Origin of the sequence: Pseudomonas sp. NFXW11, from assembly GCF_049887815.1 — a bacterium.
Lineage (GTDB): Bacteria > Pseudomonadota > Gammaproteobacteria > Pseudomonadales > Pseudomonadaceae > Aquipseudomonas.
This window is the reverse complement of the sequence record NZ_JAGEKI010000018.1, coordinates 16759-34834: the sequence shown is the minus strand read 5'-3', so window position 1 is coordinate 34834 and position 18076 is coordinate 16759. Positions and strand designations below refer to the sequence as shown.

18 protein-coding genes are annotated in these 18076 nt (G+C 62.8%); 8 read left to right on the top strand and 10 right to left on the bottom strand.

What is annotated here, in order from left to right; translation table 11 throughout:
* Positions 1-43: 43 nt before the first annotated feature.
* On the bottom strand, positions 44-1153 hold the full coding sequence (locus J4P02_RS24230) for a sugar diacid recognition domain-containing protein (protein WP_426195024.1): 1110 nt from the start codon (positions 1151-1153) through the stop codon (positions 44-46).
* A gap of 154 nt (positions 1154-1307) precedes the next feature.
* Between J4P02_RS24230 and J4P02_RS24225 the strand changes: the two genes are divergently transcribed.
* Positions 1308-2618, top strand: a complete 1311-nt coding sequence (locus J4P02_RS24225; protein WP_426195022.1) for an MFS transporter — start codon at positions 1308-1310, stop codon at positions 2616-2618.
* Between the two features lie 63 nt (positions 2619-2681).
* Here J4P02_RS24225 and J4P02_RS24220 read toward each other — a convergent pair whose 3' ends face one another.
* Together J4P02_RS24220 and J4P02_RS24215 are read right to left on the bottom strand one after the other, a co-directional pair.
* Positions 2682-3092, bottom strand: coding sequence for a hypothetical protein (locus J4P02_RS24220; protein WP_426195020.1), 411 nt, complete (start codon positions 3090-3092; stop codon positions 2682-2684).
* Complete coding sequence (locus tag J4P02_RS24215) at positions 3089-3820, bottom strand: SDR family oxidoreductase (protein ID WP_426195018.1); 732 nt, start codon at positions 3818-3820, stop codon at positions 3089-3091. The genes J4P02_RS24220 and J4P02_RS24215 overlap by 4 nt, the downstream gene beginning before the upstream one ends.
* Positions 3821-3920: 100 nt before the next feature.
* Here J4P02_RS24215 and J4P02_RS24210 point away from each other — a divergent pair, with 100 nt between their 5' ends.
* From J4P02_RS24210 to rarD, 3 genes are all read left to right on the top strand, one after another.
* Complete coding sequence (locus tag J4P02_RS24210; protein WP_426195014.1) at positions 3921-4820, top strand: LysR family transcriptional regulator; 900 nt, start codon at positions 3921-3923, stop codon at positions 4818-4820.
* 94 nt (positions 4821-4914) lie between these two features.
* Complete coding sequence (locus J4P02_RS24205) at positions 4915-5928, top strand: aldo/keto reductase (RefSeq protein WP_426195012.1); 1014 nt, start codon at positions 4915-4917, stop codon at positions 5926-5928.
* A gap of 204 nt (positions 5929-6132) precedes the next feature.
* On the top strand, positions 6133-7014 hold the full coding sequence (rarD, locus tag J4P02_RS24200) for an EamA family transporter RarD (RefSeq protein ID WP_426195010.1): 882 nt from the start codon (positions 6133-6135) through the stop codon (positions 7012-7014).
* Positions 7015-7024: 10 nt separating this feature from the next.
* Here rarD and hpaR read toward each other — a convergent pair whose 3' ends face one another.
* From hpaR to J4P02_RS24185, 3 genes are all read right to left on the bottom strand, one after another.
* Positions 7025-7447: a homoprotocatechuate degradation operon regulator HpaR gene (gene hpaR, locus J4P02_RS24195; RefSeq protein ID WP_025129998.1), complete on the bottom strand. Its 423-nt coding sequence runs from the start codon at positions 7445-7447 to the stop codon at positions 7025-7027.
* 127 nt (positions 7448-7574) lie between these two features.
* A complete protein-coding gene (gene hppD / locus J4P02_RS24190) occupies positions 7575-8651 on the bottom strand; it encodes a 4-hydroxyphenylpyruvate dioxygenase (RefSeq protein WP_426195008.1) in 1077 nt (358 codons plus the stop codon).
* Between the two features lie 251 nt (positions 8652-8902).
* On the bottom strand, positions 8903-9856 hold the full coding sequence (locus tag J4P02_RS24185) for a DMT family transporter (protein WP_426195006.1): 954 nt from the start codon (positions 9854-9856) through the stop codon (positions 8903-8905).
* Between the two features lie 85 nt (positions 9857-9941).
* On the opposite strand from J4P02_RS24185, the gene J4P02_RS24180 reads away from it, so the two are divergent.
* The 3 genes from J4P02_RS24180 to J4P02_RS24170 all read left to right on the top strand — a co-directional run bounded on the left by J4P02_RS24180 (position 9942) and on the right by J4P02_RS24170 (position 13054).
* On the top strand, positions 9942-10835 hold the full coding sequence (locus tag J4P02_RS24180) for a LysR family transcriptional regulator (protein ID WP_426195004.1): 894 nt from the start codon (positions 9942-9944) through the stop codon (positions 10833-10835).
* Between the two features lie 72 nt (positions 10836-10907).
* A complete protein-coding gene (locus tag J4P02_RS24175; protein WP_426195002.1) occupies positions 10908-12446 on the top strand; it encodes an EAL domain-containing protein in 1539 nt (512 codons plus the stop codon).
* A gap of 242 nt (positions 12447-12688) precedes the next feature.
* Positions 12689-13054 (top strand): histone-like nucleoid-structuring protein, MvaT/MvaU family, encoded by a 366-nt coding sequence (locus tag J4P02_RS24170; RefSeq protein ID WP_025129993.1) that lies wholly within the window; start codon positions 12689-12691, stop codon positions 13052-13054.
* A gap of 251 nt (positions 13055-13305) precedes the next feature.
* On the opposite strand, the gene J4P02_RS24165 is transcribed toward J4P02_RS24170, so the two are convergent.
* Positions 13306-13833, bottom strand: a complete 528-nt coding sequence (locus J4P02_RS24165) for a DUF4946 domain-containing protein (protein ID WP_426194999.1) — start codon at positions 13831-13833, stop codon at positions 13306-13308.
* A gap of 199 nt (positions 13834-14032) precedes the next feature.
* Here J4P02_RS24165 and gloA point away from each other — a divergent pair, with 199 nt between their 5' ends.
* The gene (gloA, locus tag J4P02_RS24160; RefSeq protein WP_426194997.1) at positions 14033-14554 is read left to right on the top strand and encodes a lactoylglutathione lyase; all 522 of its coding nucleotides are present in this window, start codon (positions 14033-14035) and stop codon (positions 14552-14554) included.
* A gap of 69 nt (positions 14555-14623) precedes the next feature.
* On the opposite strand, the gene ahpF is transcribed toward gloA, so the two are convergent.
* From ahpF to J4P02_RS24145, 3 genes are all read right to left on the bottom strand, one after another.
* Complete coding sequence (gene ahpF, locus J4P02_RS24155; protein WP_426194995.1) at positions 14624-16189, bottom strand: alkyl hydroperoxide reductase subunit F; 1566 nt, start codon at positions 16187-16189, stop codon at positions 14624-14626.
* A gap of 118 nt (positions 16190-16307) precedes the next feature.
* Positions 16308-16871 (bottom strand): alkyl hydroperoxide reductase subunit C, encoded by a 564-nt coding sequence (ahpC, locus tag J4P02_RS24150; protein ID WP_426194993.1) that lies wholly within the window; start codon positions 16869-16871, stop codon positions 16308-16310.
* A 151-nt stretch (positions 16872-17022) separates the two neighbouring features.
* Entirely contained in the window at positions 17023-17961 is a 939-nt protein-coding gene (locus tag J4P02_RS24145; RefSeq protein WP_426194991.1) for a site-specific integrase, read from the bottom strand.
* Positions 17962-18076 lie beyond the last annotated feature (115 nt).

Here is an 18076-nt window from a genome sequence, read left to right as displayed (position 1 = left end):
GCTCCAAGCTTGAAGCTTGCAGCTTGAGGCTTGCCTCTGCTCCTCACTGCTGTTGCTGGGGTAGGAGTTGTACGCCCAGGTAGAGCGCCAGCATGCCGTCCAGGCGCAAAGGGTCGACGCCGCTGAGTTCGGCGATGCGCTCCATGCGGTAGCGCAGGCTGTTGCGGTGGATGCCCAGGGCGTCGGCGCAGGCCTGGCTCTGGCCGTCGTGCTCGCACCAGCTGCGCAGGGTCGCCAGCAGTTGGCCGTTGCTGTCTCGGGCCAGGACCTTGCGCAGCGGCGTCAGCAGTTCGTCCAGGGCATCGTCGTTGCGGTGGCGCCAGAGCATCACCGGCAGGCGGCAGCGGTCCAGGGTCAGCAGCCGTGCGCTGGGCAAGATATCGCGGCCGTAGGCCAGAAGGTCTGCCACCCGACGGTAGCAGCGGCGCAGGCCGGACAAGCCGTCGGCCGCGCCGCCCACCGCCACCCGCAGGATGCTCCAGCCCTGGCCGTCGAGTTTTTCCAGCAGGCGCGGGTTGTCCAGGCTCAGGCTCGCCGGGCGGCACCAGAGCAGCGACGTCTTCGACGAGCTGACGCACCAGCTGTCCGGGTAGCGGGACATCAACCAGGTGCTGAGGGACTCGACACCCTGCCCCACGCCCGGCTCCAGTTCGAACAGGTAGGGGGTGCGCGCCAGCTGCGGCTTGAGGCCCATCTGCTGGGCTTCGTCCAGCAGCCGTGGCGAGTCGCCGCCCTCCCCCAGCAACAGGGCCAGCAGGTCGTCGCAACGCTGGCGCCGCCATTGCTGCTCGGCCTGCTGATGCCGCTGGCCCACCAGCATCTCGGCGGTCATGCGCACCAGTTCGGCGTAGGTGCGCAACTGGGCCGGGTCGCCGGTGATGCCAAGCACGCCGATCAGCCGCTGGTCGTGCAGCAGCGGCAGGTTGATCCCCGGCTGCACGCCCTTGAGTTGCTGCGCCGTGGGCGCGTCGATCTCCACCACCCGGCCGTTGGCCAGCACCAGTTGCGCACCTTCGTGACGGGTGTTGATGCGCTCCGGCTCGCCGCTGCCAAGGATCAGGCCCTGGCTGTCCATGACATTGACGTTATAGGGCAGGATCGCCATCGTGCGGTCGACGATGTCCTGCGCCAGGTCATGATCGAGTTCAAACATGCGAGGTGATCCTTGGCTGTTGTTCACTGGCACAGGCTCGACGAACAATCGCTGTGCGCCGGCACAAAGACAGGCGCGCTGCGGTGACCGAGACTTTCGGGGCGGTCAACGTTACCTGCGCACCGCGAAAAATCATAATAAAGAGAGACCCAGCATGTCACAGAGCGCCGCTGCCCCACTGGCCCAGGCTGACGACAAGGACGCCGTCTACAAGCGCATCACCCTGCGCCTGATCCCCTTCATCTTCATTTGCTATCTGTTCAACTACCTCGACCGGGTCAACGTTGGCTTCGCCAAGTTGCAGATGCTCGATGCGCTGAAATTCAGCGAAACGGTCTACGGCCTGGGGGCCGGGATCTTCTTTATCGGCTACGTGCTGTGCGGCGTACCGAGCAACCTGGCCCTGAGCCGCTTCGGCCCACGACGCTGGATCGCGCTGATGATGATCACCTGGGGCACGCTGTCCACCTGCCTGCTGTTCGTCACCACGCCCACCCAGTTCTACACCTTGCGGCTGTTCACCGGGGCCGCCGAAGCCGGTTTCTTCCCCGGGGTGGTGCTGTATTTGTCGCAGTGGTTCCCGACCTTCCGCCGTGGCCGGATCATGGCCCTGTTCATGTCGGCGATCCCGGTGTCGGGCCTCTTGGGCAGCCCCTTCTCCGGCTGGATTCTCAACCACTTCGCCGCCGGCCAGGGCGGGCTCGCCGGCTGGCAGTGGATGTTCCTGCTGCAGGGCATTCCCACCGTGGTGCTGGGCGCCCTGGCGTTCTTCCTGCTCAGCGACAGCTTCGCCCACGCCAAGTGGCTGACCCCCGCCGAGCGCGCGGTGCTGGAAGCCGACCAAGCCAGCGACGCCGCCAACCAGCCCAGGACCGCCAGCGATTCCCTGGCCGCGGTGTTCAAGAACCCGGCGATCTGGGCCTTCGGCCTGGTGTACTTCTGCATCCAGAGCGGGGTCTATGCGATCAACTTCTGGCTGCCGTCGATCATCAAGAACCTGGGCTTTGCCGATAACCTGGTGATTGGCTGGCTGAGCGCCATTCCCTACCTGCTGGCGGCGGTGTTCATGCTGCTGGTGGGGCGTTCGGCAGACCTGCGCCAGGAGCGCCGCTGGCACTTGGTGGTGCCGATGCTGATGGGCGCGGTGGGCCTGCTGATGGCGGTGAACTTTGCCGGCAACCCGACCATTGCCATTCTCGGCCTGAGCATCGCCACCATGGGCGCCCTCACCGGCTTGCCGATGTTCTGGCCGGTGCCCACCGCGCTGCTCAGCGCCGGTGCCGCGGCCGGTGGCCTGGCGCTGATCAACTCCATGGGCCAGATGGCCGGCTTTCTCAGCCCCTATATCGTCGGCTGGGTCAAGGACAGCACCGGCTCCACCGATGCCGCGCTGTACCTGCTGGCGGCGGTGATTGTCGCCGGCAGCCTGCTGGCCCTGCGCATGACCCGCAGCTTGAACCGCTGAACCCGGCGAGTAGCAAAAGCCCGTTGCAACAGAGGTTGCAACGGGCTTTTTTGCATCAAGGTTTCAGCTCGGCGCGCCACCTTGCTCGGTGTAAGCGTGACTGATGGCCAGCTCCCCCGCCGCCGGGGCGTCCAGCTCCAGCACCAGGCCGCCGGGCAGGCGCACGAAGATCTGCCAGATACCGTCTTCCGGCACCTGGGCCACCTGATGCGCCAGGCCGCTGGCCTGCACCTGCTGCAATACCTCTGCGGCCGGCCGCTGGGTGCTGAAGGCGATATGGCTCAGCTGCGGCTCGGAGCCATCGGCCTGCTCGATGATGTGCACCAGCGCCTGCTGGTCCTGGTACAGCCAGCGCCCGGGAAAGGGGAACGGCGGACGCCGTCCCGGTTGCAGCCCCAGTAAATCGGCGAAGGCTTGCTGCAGGCCCTCGCCCTCGGCGCAGTTGAAGGCCAGGTGGTCGAAGCGCCAGTTCACAGCAGGCCACCGCCATCGACATCGATCAGGCTGCCGCTGATAAAGCCGTTTTCCATGGCCAGGATAAAGGCCGCGGCGATCTCCTCCGGGCGTCCGACGCGACCCACCGGCAAGCTCGCCGCGGTGCGCTGGAACATCGCCGTACGGGCTTCGTTGCTCATCCCGGCATAGGCCTCGGTATCGGTGACCCCGGGGCTGATGACGTTCACCCGACGCGGCGCCAGTTCCTTGGCCAGATGCTTGCCCAGGGCTTCCAGCGCCGCATTCAGGGTGGTCTTGATCACCTGCCCGGCAACCATCTTGCGTGACAGCAGGCCCGAGGTCAGGCTGATGCTGCCCTGGGCCGCAAGGTGCGGCAGCGCCGCTTGCACCGCGCGCCAGACGCCCCAGAACTTCACCTCGAAGGCGCGCTGGGCGTCCAGCAAATCGGTGTCGACCAGGGGCTTGGCGGCGATCGCCGGGCCGGCGCTGATCACCAGGTGGTCGAAGGCGCCCACGCGGCTGAACAGTGCTTGCAGGCTGGCGGCATCGGTGATGTCCACGGCAATGCTGCGGGCGTTGTCCGGCAGTTGCGCCTGTTGCCGTTGCAGGGCCTCGAGGTCACGCCCGGCCAGTACCACCCGGGCGCCACGGGCAGCGGCCTGGCGCGCCACGGCGGCACCGATGCCACTGCCGGCGCCGATCACCACCAGGGTCTGTTGCTGCAAGCTGGAAGGGGAAAGAGTCATTGCGTTCACCTGCTGTGAGTAAAGGTGATTGCATCTTCCCAGCTTGCCAATCGGGGAAAAATCCGGATAAAACGCAAAGATCTTTAAAGGATTTTTACTAATGAGCTCGATCCTCGACCTGGAAATCTTCGTCCGCACCGCCGACTGCGGGAGCATTTCCGCCGCCGCCCGCTCCCTGGGCCTGACCGCGGCGGCCGCCAGCATTGCCCTCAAGCGCCTGGAAACCCGCCTCGGAAGCCGCCTGCTGGCGCGCTCCACCCGCAGCATGCGGCTGACCGAGGAAGGCCGCCGCTACCTGGAAAGCGTGCGCCTGGCCCTGGCCACCTTGGAGGACGGCGAGCAAGCGCTGCGCCAACAAAGCCAGGGCCTGGCCGGGCTGCTGCAACTCTCGGCGCCCTCGGATTTCGGCCGCAACGCACTGCTGCCCTGGCTCGACGCATTCAAGGCCGAGCACCCGCAACTGCGCCTGCAACTGCGGCTCGACGATCGCCACGCCGACCTGTTCCGCGACAGCGTGGATGTGGCCCTGCGCTTTGGCGTGCCTGAGGATTCCAGCCTGGTGGCCCTGGCGATTCTCCCCGAGCATCGACGCCTGGCCTGTGCCAGCCCGGCTTACCTGGCCCGTTGCGGGGTGCCGCAAAGCCCGCAACAACTGGCCGGGCACAGCGCCCTGCTGTACCTGCGCAATGGCCGGCCCTATGACAGCTGGCGCTTCCAGCGGGGCGGCGACAGCCTGGAGGTGCAGGTACGCGGCGACTACCTGTGCGACGACGGCGAAGTGGCCCGGCGCTGGGCCCTGGCCGGCCACGGCATTGTCTACAAGGCACAGCTGGATGTGGCCGAGGACCTGCGTGCCGGGCGCCTGGTGGCCTTGCTCGGCGACTGGCAAGGGGAACCGGCGCCCTTCAACCTGCTGTGCCCCCATCGCTTGCAGGTGTCGGAACGGGTGCGCCTGCTGCATGGGTTCCTGTTGCAGCGCTGTCGGGCGCTGTGTCCGTGACAGGCATTGCCGAAGGGGGGCATTGTGGTATTTGATGGTCGCCCCCGATGGCCGGAAATGCCCCGGCCACCCCTCTAGCACAAGGATCACACCCATGAGCTATCGCATCCTAGGCGATTCCGGCCTCAAGGTTTCCAGCCTGACCCTGGGCACCATGATGTTCGGCGAGCAGACCAGCACCGAAGACTCGTTGCGGATCATCGACAAGGCCTGGGACCAGGGCATCAATTTCATCGACACCGCCGATGTCTACAACCAGGGGCGCTCCGAGGAGATAGTTGGCGAGGCCATCGCCCGCCATCGGCACGAGTGGGTGCTGGCGTCCAAGGTCGGCTTCGGCCCGGCCGATGGCCTGCCCAATCGCAGCGGCCTGAACCGCAAGCACATGTTCAACGCCATCGAGGCCAGCCTGACCCGCCTGGGCACCGATTACCTGGACATCTACTACCTGCACCGCGAGGACCACGACACCCCGCTGGAGGTGAGCGTCGCGGCCATCGGCGACCTGCTGCGCCAGGGCAAGATCCGCTACTGGGGGCTGTCCAACTACCGCGGCTGGCGGATAGCCGAAGCGGTGCGGCTGGCCGACCAGCTGGGGGTGGCGCGCCCGGTGATCAGCCAGCCGCTGTACAACATCGTCAATCGCCAGGCCGAGAGCGAGCAGATCACCGCGGCCCGCGCCTATGGCCTGGGGGTGGTGCCCTACAGCCCGCTGGCCCGGGGCGTGCTCAGCGGCAAGTACGCACCGGATGCGGCCCCCGACAGCAGCAGCCGCGCCGGGCGCCAGGACAAGCGCATTCTGGAAACCGAATGGCGGGTGGAGTCGCTGCGCATTGCCCAGCAGCTGCAGCAGTATGTACAGGGCCGTGGGGTCGGCATTGTCGAATTCGCGATTGCCTGGGTGCTGAACAACCAGGCGGTGAGTTCGGCGATTGTCGGGCCACGCACCGAGCAGCAGTGGGATGCCTATACCCGCGCCCTCAAGGTGCACATCAGCGCCGAGGACGAAGCCTTCGTCGACGCCCTGGTGACCCCGGGGCATGCCTCGACGCCGGGCTTCAATGATGTCAGCCACTTTGTCTCGGGTCGTTTTCCGCGCCTGGGCTGAAAGCCCTGGTGGACGGCGCAAAGGCGCCGTCCAGGGCAGTTGAAGCCGGCAGTACGGGTGCCACTGCCGGCATAAACGAGAAAAATTCCCGTCGGGATGACGCAATCAGAGCAAAAATCCCGCAGCCCAGCCTCTATATTGCCCCTCGCTTCTCTCCCCCTATTGATTCACCCATCCCGAGGATTCGGGTCTGACGAGGACAGTGTGGCCAAAGGTATTGCGTTATCGGTTCTGGCGTCGGTGCTGTTCGCCGTCATGTATTTCTACACCTCGTTGCTGGCACCCCTGGGCGGTGTGGAGATCTTCGGCTGGCGGATGCTCCTCACCCTGCCCTGCATGACCCTGTTCATGCTGCTGAGCGGCGAGTGGTCGCGGGTCGGCGAAGTGCTGCAACGGGTGCGCCACAAGCCGCTGCTGGGCCTGGCGCTGCTGCTGTCCTCGGCGCTGGTGGGGGTGCAGTTGTGGCTGTTCATGTGGGCGCCGCTCAATGGCCACAGCCTGGATGTGTCCCTGGGCTATTTCCTGCTGCCGCTGACCATGGTGCTGACCGGGCGCATCGTCTACGGCGAGCGCCTGTCGCGCCTGCAGAAGACCGCCACCGCCCTGGCCTGCCTCGGGGTGTGCAACGAGCTGTACCAGGTGGGGAGTTTTTCCTGGGCCACGGCGCTGGTGGCGCTGGGCTACCCGCTGTACTTCATCCTGCGCCGGCGCTTGGGCAGCGACCACCTGGGCGGCCTGTGGATAGACATGGCGCTGCTGATTCCAGTGGCTTTGTGGGTGGTGCAAAGCGGCGCCCAGGGCATTGGCGTGCTGGCCGCCCAGCCTCGGCTGTACCTGTTGATTCCGCTGCTGGGGCTGATCAGCGCCTCGGCCCTGGTGTGTTACATCATCGCCAGCCGCGCGCTGCCCTTCAGCCTGTTCGGCCTGCTCAGCTATGTGGAGCCGGTGCTGTTGCTGCTGGTGGCGCTGATGCTGGGGGAAAGCATCCAGGGCGGGCAATGGCTGACCTATGTGCCGATCTGGCTGGCGGTGCTGGCGCTGGTGCTGGAGGGTGCCCGACACCTGGCGCGCCAGCGCCGCAACTGATGGCGTGGGCTCAGGGCTTGATCTGTTTCAGCTCGTTGAGCAGCGCCAGCAGGGCCTGCATCTTGTCTTCGCCGAACTGCTGCTGGATTTTCTGGTAGTTGATTTCCATGTCGCCGCTCATGGACTCGAAGCAGGCCTGGCCCTTGTCGGTCAGGGTGATGAACAGCCGGCGCTGGTCTTCCGGGGACTTGCGCCGGCTGACGTATTCATCGCGTTCCAGGCGGGTGAGGACGCCGGTCATGCTTGGCGGCAGGATGCAGGCCATCTTCGCCAGTTGATGGCTCTCCAGTTCGCCGTTCTGGCGCAGAATGCGGATCACCCGCCATTGCTGCTCGGTGAGGTCGTGCTGGTTCAGTGACGGGCGGAAAAACGCCATGGCGGCCTCGCGGGCCTGCAACAGGGTCAAGGTCAGGGAAGGTCTGGGTGTTTTCATCGAGGGTCGGTCAGGGCTGGGAAACAAAGGCGAGAACATTAACACATTCACTATCGCCTACAGGCAGGCAAAACAAAGCCCGATCAGGCCAGGCCTGATCGGGCTCGTTACTCAAGGCTGCCGGGGCTTACTCGGTAGCCAGCACACCACGACGCACCTGGTCGCGTTCGATCGATTCGAACAGTGCCTTGAAGTTGCCCTCGCCGAAACCATCATCGCCCTTGCGCTGGATGAATTCGAAGAACACCGGGCCCATCAGGGTTTCCGAGAAGATCTGCAGCAGCAGGCGCTTGTCGCCGGCTTCCGACGAACCGTCCAACAGGATGCCCCGCGATTGCAGCTCGCTGACCGGCTCGCCGTGGTTCGGCAGGCGGCCTTCGAGCATTTCGTAGTAGGTTTCCGGCGGCGCGGTCATAAAGCGCATGCCGATCTTCTTCAGGGCGTCCCAGGTCTTGACCAGGTCGTCGGTGAGGAAGGCCACGTGCTGGATGCCCTCGCCGTTGAACTGCATCAGGAACTCTTCGATCTGCCCGGCGCCCTTGGACGATTCCTCGTTCAGCGGGATGCGGATCATGCCGTCCGGAGCGGTCATGGCCTTGGAGGTCAGGCCGGTGTATTCGCCCTTGATGTCGAAGTAGCGGATCTCGCGGAAGTTGAACAGTTTCTCGTAGAAGCCGGCCCAGTAGGCCATGCGCCCGCGGTACACGTTGTGGGTCAGGTGGTCGATGATCTTCAGGCCGGCACCCGGTGGATTGCGGTCCACGCCTTCGATGAATTCGAAGTCGATGTCATAGATCGAGCTGCCTTCGCCAAAACGGTCGATCAGGTACAGCGGCGCGCCGCCAATGCCCTTGATCGCCGGCAGGTTGAGTTCCATCGGGCCGGTTTCGATATGGATCGGCTGGGCGCCGAGTTCCAATGCACGCTTGTAGGCTTTCTGCGAATCCTTGACCCGGAACGCCATGCCGCACACCGACGGGCCATGCTCGGCCGCAAAGTAGGAAGCGACGCTGTGGGGCTCGTTGTTGAGGATCAGGTTGATCGCACCTTGGCGGTACAGATGCACGTTCTTGGAACGATGGGTCGCGACTTTGGTGAAACCCATGATCTCGAAGATCGGTTCGAGGGTGTTGGGGGTGGGCGACGCGAATTCGATGAATTCAAAGCCCATCAGGCCCATTGGGTTTTCGAAGATATCTGCCATGGTTGGCGCCTCATCATATTTTTAGAATTAACGGATCGTTAGTTGCTAGCAATGCTGAGGAGGATGGGTGGCGCACAGGAGATACCGCGCACGCTGCGGGCGAGGAAGTCACCGTAGATCAGTTGGAATCCGAGAATCTTCATGTCGACCCTGTCTTACCGCCTGGGGGGCGAGGCTTCTGCTGCCAGAAGACTTTATTATTGTATGCGTAACCGGATTCTACACAGCGTAAAAGCCTTTGTCCGCATTCTCTATAAAATCGCTTTTTTCCCTCGGCTCGCAAGGGGTTTGTTGCACTGGTAGATACCACCGAGAATCAACACTGCGCCCAGGCCCATCAGCAGGCTCAGTTGCTCCCCCAGCAGCAGCGCACCAAGGATTACCGCTGTCAGCGGGTTGAGGGCGATAAACACCCCGGAGCGGGTGGCACCAATGCGCCGCAGGCCGTCGTAGTACCAGATATAGGCCAGCGCCGAGCCGAGGATGCCCAGGTAGCCGAGGCTCAGGCCCTGGGCCAGGTCGAGCCGAGCCACGGCTTGCAGATCGAATTTGCCGCGGGCCAGGGTTGTGGTGCAGAGCATCAGGGTGCCCAGCAGGATCGAGTAGGTCACGGTCTGCAAGGGGCCCAGGCTCTGGTTCAGGCTGCGGGAAAACAGCGAATACACGCCCCAGCCCAGGACGCAGCCAAGAATCAGCAGGTCGCCGTGCCAACCGCCGGCCTGGCTCAGCGCCGCCGGATCGCGACTGCAGATCACCAGCGCCGCGCCCCCCAGGCACAGGCCGATGCCCAGCAGTTTGTGCCGCCCCAGGCGCTCCTTGAACAAGGCCCAGGAGGCCAGGCCGATCAGCGCCGGATTCAGCGCCACGATCAGCGAGGCGCGGGAGGCATTGACCTGCTGCAAACCGAGAAAGAAACACAGGTTGTAGAAGAAGATGCCGAAGAACCCCAGCAGCGCCAGTTGCCCGAATTGCCGGAGGCTGGGACGGGCCAGGGGAATCCGCGCCACGGCCATAAAGCCCAGCAACGCCAGGCTGGCCAGCAAGAAGCGCAGGCTGGCCGCCAGCAACGGCGAAGGCCCGCCGGCCAGGTAGCGCCCGGCGACAAAGGTAGCGCCCCAGATCATCGCCACCACTGCCAGCTTGCAATAGACCGCCAGGTCCCCGCGTTCGCCGCTCAAGGCTGGGTTGATGCTGCTTTGGTTCATACGCGTGTCGCTCTCTGGCCATGGAATTGTGCTGTGGGCCTATTCTTTGTCTAATGACAGATCATCGTAAAATGAGCTTTTACTCATGACCCTGACTCAATTGGAGATCTTCTCCCGGGTGGCCGAGCTCTCGGGCTTTACCAGTGCGGCGACGCGCCTGGGCATCAGCCAATCGGCGGTGTCCCATGCCATCCGCGCCCTGGAGCAGGAGCTGGGGGTCGAGCTGTTCCGCCGCCATCAGGCCCAGGTCGAACTCACCGATATCGGCCAGCAGTTGTTGCTGCGCGCCCGGGCCATGCTCGGCCTGGCGGCCACCCTGGAACAGGAAGCGGCCGATGCCCGGGGCATGAAGCGCGGCACCCTGCGCATCGGCTCCTTTGGCCCCACCTCCTCCGTGCGCCTGCTGCCGGCCATTCTCAAAACGTATCGCCAGCAGTACCCGGGCATCGAGGTGCATATCGACGAGGGGCCGGATCGCCAGGTGCGGCAATGGCTGGAAGAGCGCCGCATCGACCTGGGTTTTGTGCTGCTGCCCGAGGAGCGCTTCGACACCTTCCCCCTGGTGGAGGATCAGTTCGTGGCACTGCTACCGGCCAACCACGCCCTGGCCCGGGAGCCACAACTGCGCCTGGAGCAGCTGTGCCATGACCCCTTCGTGCTCACCGAGGCTGGCTCGGCGGAGCGGGTGTCGCGACTGTTCATGGCGGCCGGCCTGACGCCCGCCATCCGCTATCGCTGCACACAATTGCTCAGCACCCTGGAAACCGTGGCCCGGGGCGATGCGCTGAGCCTGGTGGCCGAGCTGTCGCTGCCGGAGGGCTCGGACCGACGCTATGTCAGCCGGCCGCTGAGCCCCGCAGTGAAGCGCCAGGTGGCAATCGCAGTGCTCGATCAGCGCCAGGCATCGCCGGCCAGCTTGGCTTTTATCCAGCATGCGCAGCGCCTGTATGGCCCGGCAAAGCCGTCTATCCTGCGTTGAGCGAGGGCGCAAACAAGGCTCGAAGCAACAGGTTCAATTCCGTGCGCCCTTCCCCCTATTCAGGTACGACCTATGCACTTGATCGCCAAGGGTTCAGCGAAATACTCCCTGCACAACCTTTGGATCTTGCTGGCAGTACTGCTTCCCCTGGGGCTTGGCTTGGTCATCCTGTATGCCCAGGCGGAACGGACACTGCTGCACGGCAGCCAGGAAATCGCGACCGAGGCCGTACGCCAGTTCGACATGATGCTGGACTACACCGATCTTGCCGCGCGCAACCTGCTGGACCTGCCCGGGCAGGAATGCAATGCCCCTCGCCGGCTGGCCCTGCGCGAGCAGGTGACCCATCAGCCATTCGTGCGCTCCACCGGCCTGGTACAGGGCGATATCGAGTACTGCAGTTCGCTGCTGGGTCGCTCGGCGCTGGCCATCAACCCGGAGGATTTCGTCGACGGTCGACTGCAGATGACCAGCGGCAACCCCATCACCCCCAATACCGGCCTGCTGACCTATCGCCTGGCCGACGGTGAGCGCGCCGCCTTGGCCAGCATCGACGGTTACCACCTGCTCAATGCCTTGCGCCTGATCAGTCGAACCTCCTACCTGCAGTTGCGCGTGGGCAATCTGTGGCTGTCCAAGGACGGCCAGTTTCACAGCATCGCCCCGCCCGCGGCACCGGTGGCGAATCAGCAACTGAGTTCCGGCCGCTACCCCTACAGTGTCAGCGCCGGTTATGCCGAGGGGGCTGTAGCGGGCTACATGAAAAGCCAGTACCCGGCCCTGTTCAGCCTGTTGCTGTTCTTCAGTTGCATGAGCGGCCTGCTCGCCCATTGGCTGCAAAAACGCTCCACCAGCGTGCGCCAGGAGTTGCGCCGGGCCTTGGCAGCTCGGGAGTTCATTCCCTACTTCCAGCCGGTGGTGCGCGGCGACAGCCTGCAATGGGCCGGCATCGAGGTACTGATGCGCTGGCAACACCCAAAAGAGGGGCTGGTGCGCCCGGACCTGTTCATCCCCTTTGCCGAGCATTCGGGGTTGATAGTGCCCATGACCCGCCTGCTGATGGAGAGGACCGTGCAGGCACTGGCCCCCCAGGCCGAGCATTTCAACGATGGCTTTCATATCGGCATCAATATCAGCGCCAGCCACTGCCATGACCTGCAACTGCTCGACGATTGCCGGGCGTTCCTCGCCGCCTTCCCTCCTGGCAAAGTGATCCTGGTGCTGGAGTTGACCGAACGCGAACTGATCGAACCCACGGCCAGCACCCGGCAGCTGTTTGCGGCCCTGCAGGAGCTGGGAGTGATGATCGCCATCGACGACTTCGGCACCGGGCATTCCAGCCTGGGTTACCTGCGCCAGTTCAATGTCGACTACTTGAAGATCGACCAGAGTTTCGTGGCCATGATCGGTGCCGATGCATTGTCCCTGCATATACTGGACAGCATTATCGAACTCTCGGTGAAACTCGATCTGGGCATAGTGGCCGAAGGAATCGAAACTGCCGAACAGCGGGATTACCTGACCAATAAGGGCGTGGATTTCCTCCAAGGTTATTTATTTGGCCGACCGATGCCCAGTGCGGATTTTGTTGCTGCCCTGCTGCGCCATTAAATAGCCATACCTAAACATCTAGTGCGGAATCAGGCAATTTCCGCCTTGCACCCATTTACAGCATTTGATCAATAGTCCATTGAATAACAACAAGCCGATTTACTCAGGCGCCATTAACTACTACAATTTTGCTGCCTGTACAAAATTCACAGGTAGGCCACTTAATCGAACCTTAATCGGTTCATGGCTTATAGCTTTGTTGGTGGTTTGTATCAGCCAAATAGACTATTGGAGTGAAGATATTGTCCAGACTTGCTGAGTTTCGTGCTGCAGAAAAAGCACTTCAAGAACAGCTCGCGCAGCTTGAATCCCTGAAGAATGACGCCGGACTCAAGAAGGAAATCGAGTTCGAAGAGAAACTCCAGGCCCTGATGAAGTCCTATGACAAGAGCCTGCGCGACATCATCGCCATCCTTGATCCGAACCTGGGCAAGGCCGGCCTGCCTCAGGCCAACGCCCCCAAGCAGCGCCGCGCCCGTGTGGTCAAGGTCTACCAGAACCCTCACACCGGCGAGCTGATCGAAACCAAGGGCGGCAACCATCGCGGCCTGAAAGCCTGGAAAGAACAGTATGGCGCCGCCACTGTGGATTCCTGGCTGCGCGCTTGAACAAAGCCGCTATCCGAAAGGCCCTGCATATGCAGGGCCTTTTACATGAATAAGAATATTCTTATTGCGGTTTGAACCCGGGATAGACTCACCCGCCGCGAGCCCTGCTCCAGGACCTTGCACTAGCCAAGCCGATAGCGAAGATAGCGCCAGCAATAACCCTATCCCGTGCGGGGTAACTTCAAGCCAATGGCTTTTCGATTACGAACCGTCTCTGAGCGAAAAGCAAAGCGACTAGTTCAGATTTTTCCTTAAAGTTTAAGGCTGTTTCGGACAGCCCGTATTTCATCCTGACTATCGGTAAAGGCCGCGGCTTGACCGGCGTATGAAAGTACATAGGCCTTATCCCCATCCAATGCCGCGACCAATGTTTGCGACAGCACATGCCGGCCATTCAGGGTAATGGTGCAAGTGGTCTCCAGAGCCTGCAACCCACTCAACTGTCCGGCATGAACCCGATTGCAGACACTCTGATAACCGCCTTGGGCAAAGTCCTTCTGCACAGACTTGCGCATCTCCAGCAACACCCCCTGAAGATTGACTACATGACCACTCTCGACCTGGGTCATGGTCAACTCCATGACCAACTGCGGATTGCCTGCAGCATCATTCTTTACCCCTCGCTGCCGGGACACCTTGGCCGCCTGATCCGTCTCTTGCACGGGAACCGGCTCCACTGTCCAGCCCTGGGGCCAGGAAACCTCGGGCTCAGCCTGGGCTACGGCAAATGGAACCAGCAGCAACAGGGCTGCGAACCAGGGCTTAAACGACTCGATCATGGCTGTGCACACGGAGGGAACGGGCTTGGAAGTCTGAGCCCGACGCCAGGATTGGGCAATAGATCAGGAGCTTTGGGTTTGGCGCACCCCAAACCAGTTGCGTATGATTGCGCGATCCCAAGGATGTCCGACCCATTGCCCGGCAGAGCCCTGCCCGTCTTTAACGGCAGTCCTTGCCGCCTTTATTTCTGGAGGGCCCATGAGCCTCGACGCACTCAACACTTTCCCCGGCGTGACCGCCCAACCGGATGCGGCCACCGCACGCTTCGTGTTCAACCACACCATGCTGCGGGTCAAGGACATTACCCGTTCCCTGGACTTCTACACCCGGGTCCTGGGTTTTTCCCTGGTGGAAAAGCGTGATTTCCCCGAAGCCGAGTTCAGCCTGTATTTCCTCGCCCTGGTGGACAAGGCGCAGATCCCGGCCGACGCCGCCGCCCGTACCGAGTGGATGAAATCCATACCCGGCATTCTCGAGCTGACCCATAACCACGGCACCGAGAACGATCCACAGTTCGCCTACCACAACGGCAACAGCGACCCGCGCGGCTTTGGCCATATCTGCATTTCGGTGCCGGACGTGGTTGCCGCCTGCGAACGCTTCGAGGCCCTGGGCTGCGATTTCCAGAAGCGCCTGAACGACGGCCGCATGAAGAGCCTGGCCTTTATCAAGGACCCGGATGGCTACTGGGTCGAGATCATCCAGCCCGCGCCGCTGTAAACCAGCGTTAGCGCGCAATAAAAAACCCCATGGGCCTGGCCCATGGGGTTTTGTTTTTCCAACCGCCGATCAGGCCGGGGCGGAAGTACGGATCAGGTGGTCGAAGGCACTGAGGGAGGCCTTGGCGCCCTCGCCCACCGCAATCACGATCTGCTTGTAGGGCACCGTGGTCACGTCACCGGCGGCGAACACACCGGGCAGCGAGGTCTCGCCACGGGCATCGACGATGATCTCGCCACGGGGCGACAGCTCCACCGTGCCCTTGAGCCAGTCGGTGTTGGGCAGCAGGCCGATCTGCACGAAGATGCCTTCCAGGCCCACAGTGTGGAACTCACCCGAATCGCGATCCTTGTACACCAGACCAGTGACCTTCTGCCCATCGCCCTGCACTTCGCTGGTCAAGGCACTGGTGATCACCTTGACGTTGGGCAGGCTGTGCAGCTTGCGCTGCAATACCGCATCGGCCCGCAGCTTGCTGTCGAACTCGAGCAGGGTCACGTGGCTGACGATACCCGCCAGGTCGATAGCCGCTTCGACCCCGGAGTTGCCACCGCCGATCACCGCCACCCGCTTGCCCTTGAACAGCGGGCCGTCGCAGTGTGGGCAGAAGCACACGCCCTTGGCCTTGTATTCCTGCTCCCCCGGCACGCCCATTTCACGCCAGCGCGCGCCGGTCGCCAGGATCAGCGACTTGGCCTTGAGGCTGGCGCCGCTTTCGAACTGGATCTCGTGCAAGCCACCGACCTCCTTGGCCGGTACCAGGGCACTGGCACGCTGCAGGTTCATGATGTCGACGTCGTACTGCTTGACGTGTTCCTCCAGGGCCGCGGCCAGTTTCGGCCCTTCGGTCGCCTGCACCGAGATGAAGTTCTCGATGGCCATGGTGTCCAGCACCTGGCCGCCGAAACGTTCGGCGGCAACCCCGGTGCGGATGCCTTTGCGCGCGGCATAGATGGCCGCCGACGCACCAGCCGGGCCACCGCCCACTACCAGCACATCAAAGGCTTGCTTGGCGCTGAGTTTCTGCGCCTGTTTTTCCACGGTGCCGGTATCGAGCTTGGCGAGGATTTCTTCCAGGCCCATGCGCCCCTGGCCGAAGTTCACCCCATTGAGGTAGATGCTCGGCACCGCCATGACTTTGCGCGCATCCACTTCAGCCTGGAACAGGGCGCCGTCGATGGCCACATGGCGAATATTCGGGTTGAGCACAGCCATCAGGTTCAGCGCCTGGACCACGTCCGGGCAGTTCTGGCAGGACAGCGAGAAGTAGGTTTCAAAATTGAACTCGCCCTTGAGCGAGCGAATCTGCTCGATCACCTCCAGGCTGGCCTTGGAAGGATGGCCGCCCACTTGCAGCAGGGCCAGCACCAGGGAGGTGAATTCGTGGCCCATGGGAATGCCGGCGAAACGCAGGCTGATATCGCCGCCCGGACGGTTCAACGAGAACGATGGCTTGCGCTCGTCGGTGCCGTTATCGAGCAGAGTGATCTGGTTGGACAGGCTGACAATGTCCTTGAGTAACGCGAGTAGTTCCTGGGATTTCGCACCGTCGTCGAGGGAGGCGACGATCTCGATCGGCTGGGTGACCCGTTCCAGGTAAGACTTCAACTGAGCTTTAAGATTGGCGTCCAACATACGGGCGATTTCCTTTGATTCGGTAAAAAAAACGCCCGAGCGAATCTCGCCCGGGCGTTATTTGGGGGCGGTGCAGCTGACTTAGGTGCGGATCACCGCCCTCGGGTGTGGCATGGACTTAGATCTTGCCGACCAGGTCCAGGGACGGAGCCAGGGTGGCCTCGCCTTCTTTCCACTTGGCTGGGCAGACTTCACCCGGGTGGGCAGCGACGTACTGAGCGGCCTTGATCTTGCGCAGCAGTTCGGAAGCGTCACGGCCGACGCCGCCATCGTTGATTTCAACGATCTTGATCTGACCTTCAGGGTTGATCACGAAGGTGCCGCGATCGGCCAGGCCGGCTTCTTCGATCAGCACGTCGAAGTTGCGCGAGATGGCCAGGGTCGGGTCGCCGATCATGGTGTACTTGATCTTGCCGATGGCTGGCGAAGTGTTGTGCCAGGCAGCGTGGGCGAAGTGGGTGTCGGTGGAAACGCTGTAGATCTCGACGCCCAGCTTCTGGAACTCGGCGTAGTTGTCGGCCAGGTCTTCCAGTTCGGTCGGGCAGACGAAGGTGAAGTCGGCTGGGTAGAAGAACACCACAGACCATTTGCCTTTCAGGTTCGCGTCCGACACTTCGATGAACTCACCGTTTTTGAAGGCGGTGGCTTTGAACGGTTTGACTTGGCTGTTGATGATAGGCATCGGTGACTCTCCATCAGTGGTTGAAAACAGTAGGTGAAAACTTGATGGGGAGAATCCTAGCCAATGAGTCGGCGCTTGGCTCATTGGCAAAGCTGATGCTGTCGATTGGCTTTGACTATCAGCCGACAGTATTAATAGAAGAAACCTTTATCTACTGGCGCACCGGCTGTTCATCGCCGCGGCGCATGCCCTGGAACGGGCTGGCCTCGATATAGCGCATGGCGGACTTGGCGTCCTTCCAGCCGACATAGCTCATCAGCGACTTCAGGTCCCAGCCACTGTGCTGGGCCCAGGTGGCAAAACCACGCCGCAGGGAATGGCTGGTGTAGTGCTCGGCGGCGATCCCGGCGCGCTCCAGGGCCTGGCGCAGCAGCGGGATCACACTGTTGGCGTGCAGGCCCTGCTCACTCAGGTGCCCCCAACGATCGATGCCGCGAAACACCGGCCCGCGCACCAGCGCTGCGCAGTTGATCCAGTCGATATAGGCCTGCACCGGACACAGGCGATGCAGCGCCGGGGTGTGGAAGGTCTGCCCGAGATTGCCGCGATCCGCCTTGCTGCGCGGCACATAGAGACGAATGCCGGAGCCGGCGCGCGCCTCCACGTGCTCGATCTGCAAGCGACAGAGTTCGTCACTGCGAAAGCCGCGCCAGAAGCCCAGCAGGATCAGCGCCCGATCCCTCCGGGCCCGCAGCAGGTCGCCCTGGCGTTCTTCCACGGCGGCGCGGGCAGCTTGCTCTTCGAGGCTGCCGATCACCTGCTCCAGATGTCGCAGTTGCAAGGGTTCAGCCTGCTTCTCGCGCAGTGGGTGCAGGGCGCGAATGCCCTTGAGCACCTGACGCACTACGGGGGCCTTGGTCGGATCGGCAAAGCCCTGGCTGTTGTGCCACTGGGCCAGGGCCGCCAGACGCAGTTTCAAGGTGTTGATCGACAACTGCCCGGCATAGTTGGCCAGGTAACGCGCCACACTGTCTGCGGTTGCCGGCAGGAAACCGCCCCACTGCACCTCGAAATGCTCGATGGCCGCCCGATAACTGCGACGGGTGTTGTCACGGGTAGCGGCTTGCAGGTAGGGGTCCAGCTCACTCATGGCGGTTCAATCCAGTATCCGGCGAGAAGACGCGAAAATCGTCAGTGAGGCTCATGACGCGGGATAATACTAGAATATCCCATGTCAGATTCACCTAACTTTCAATCTAAACTAG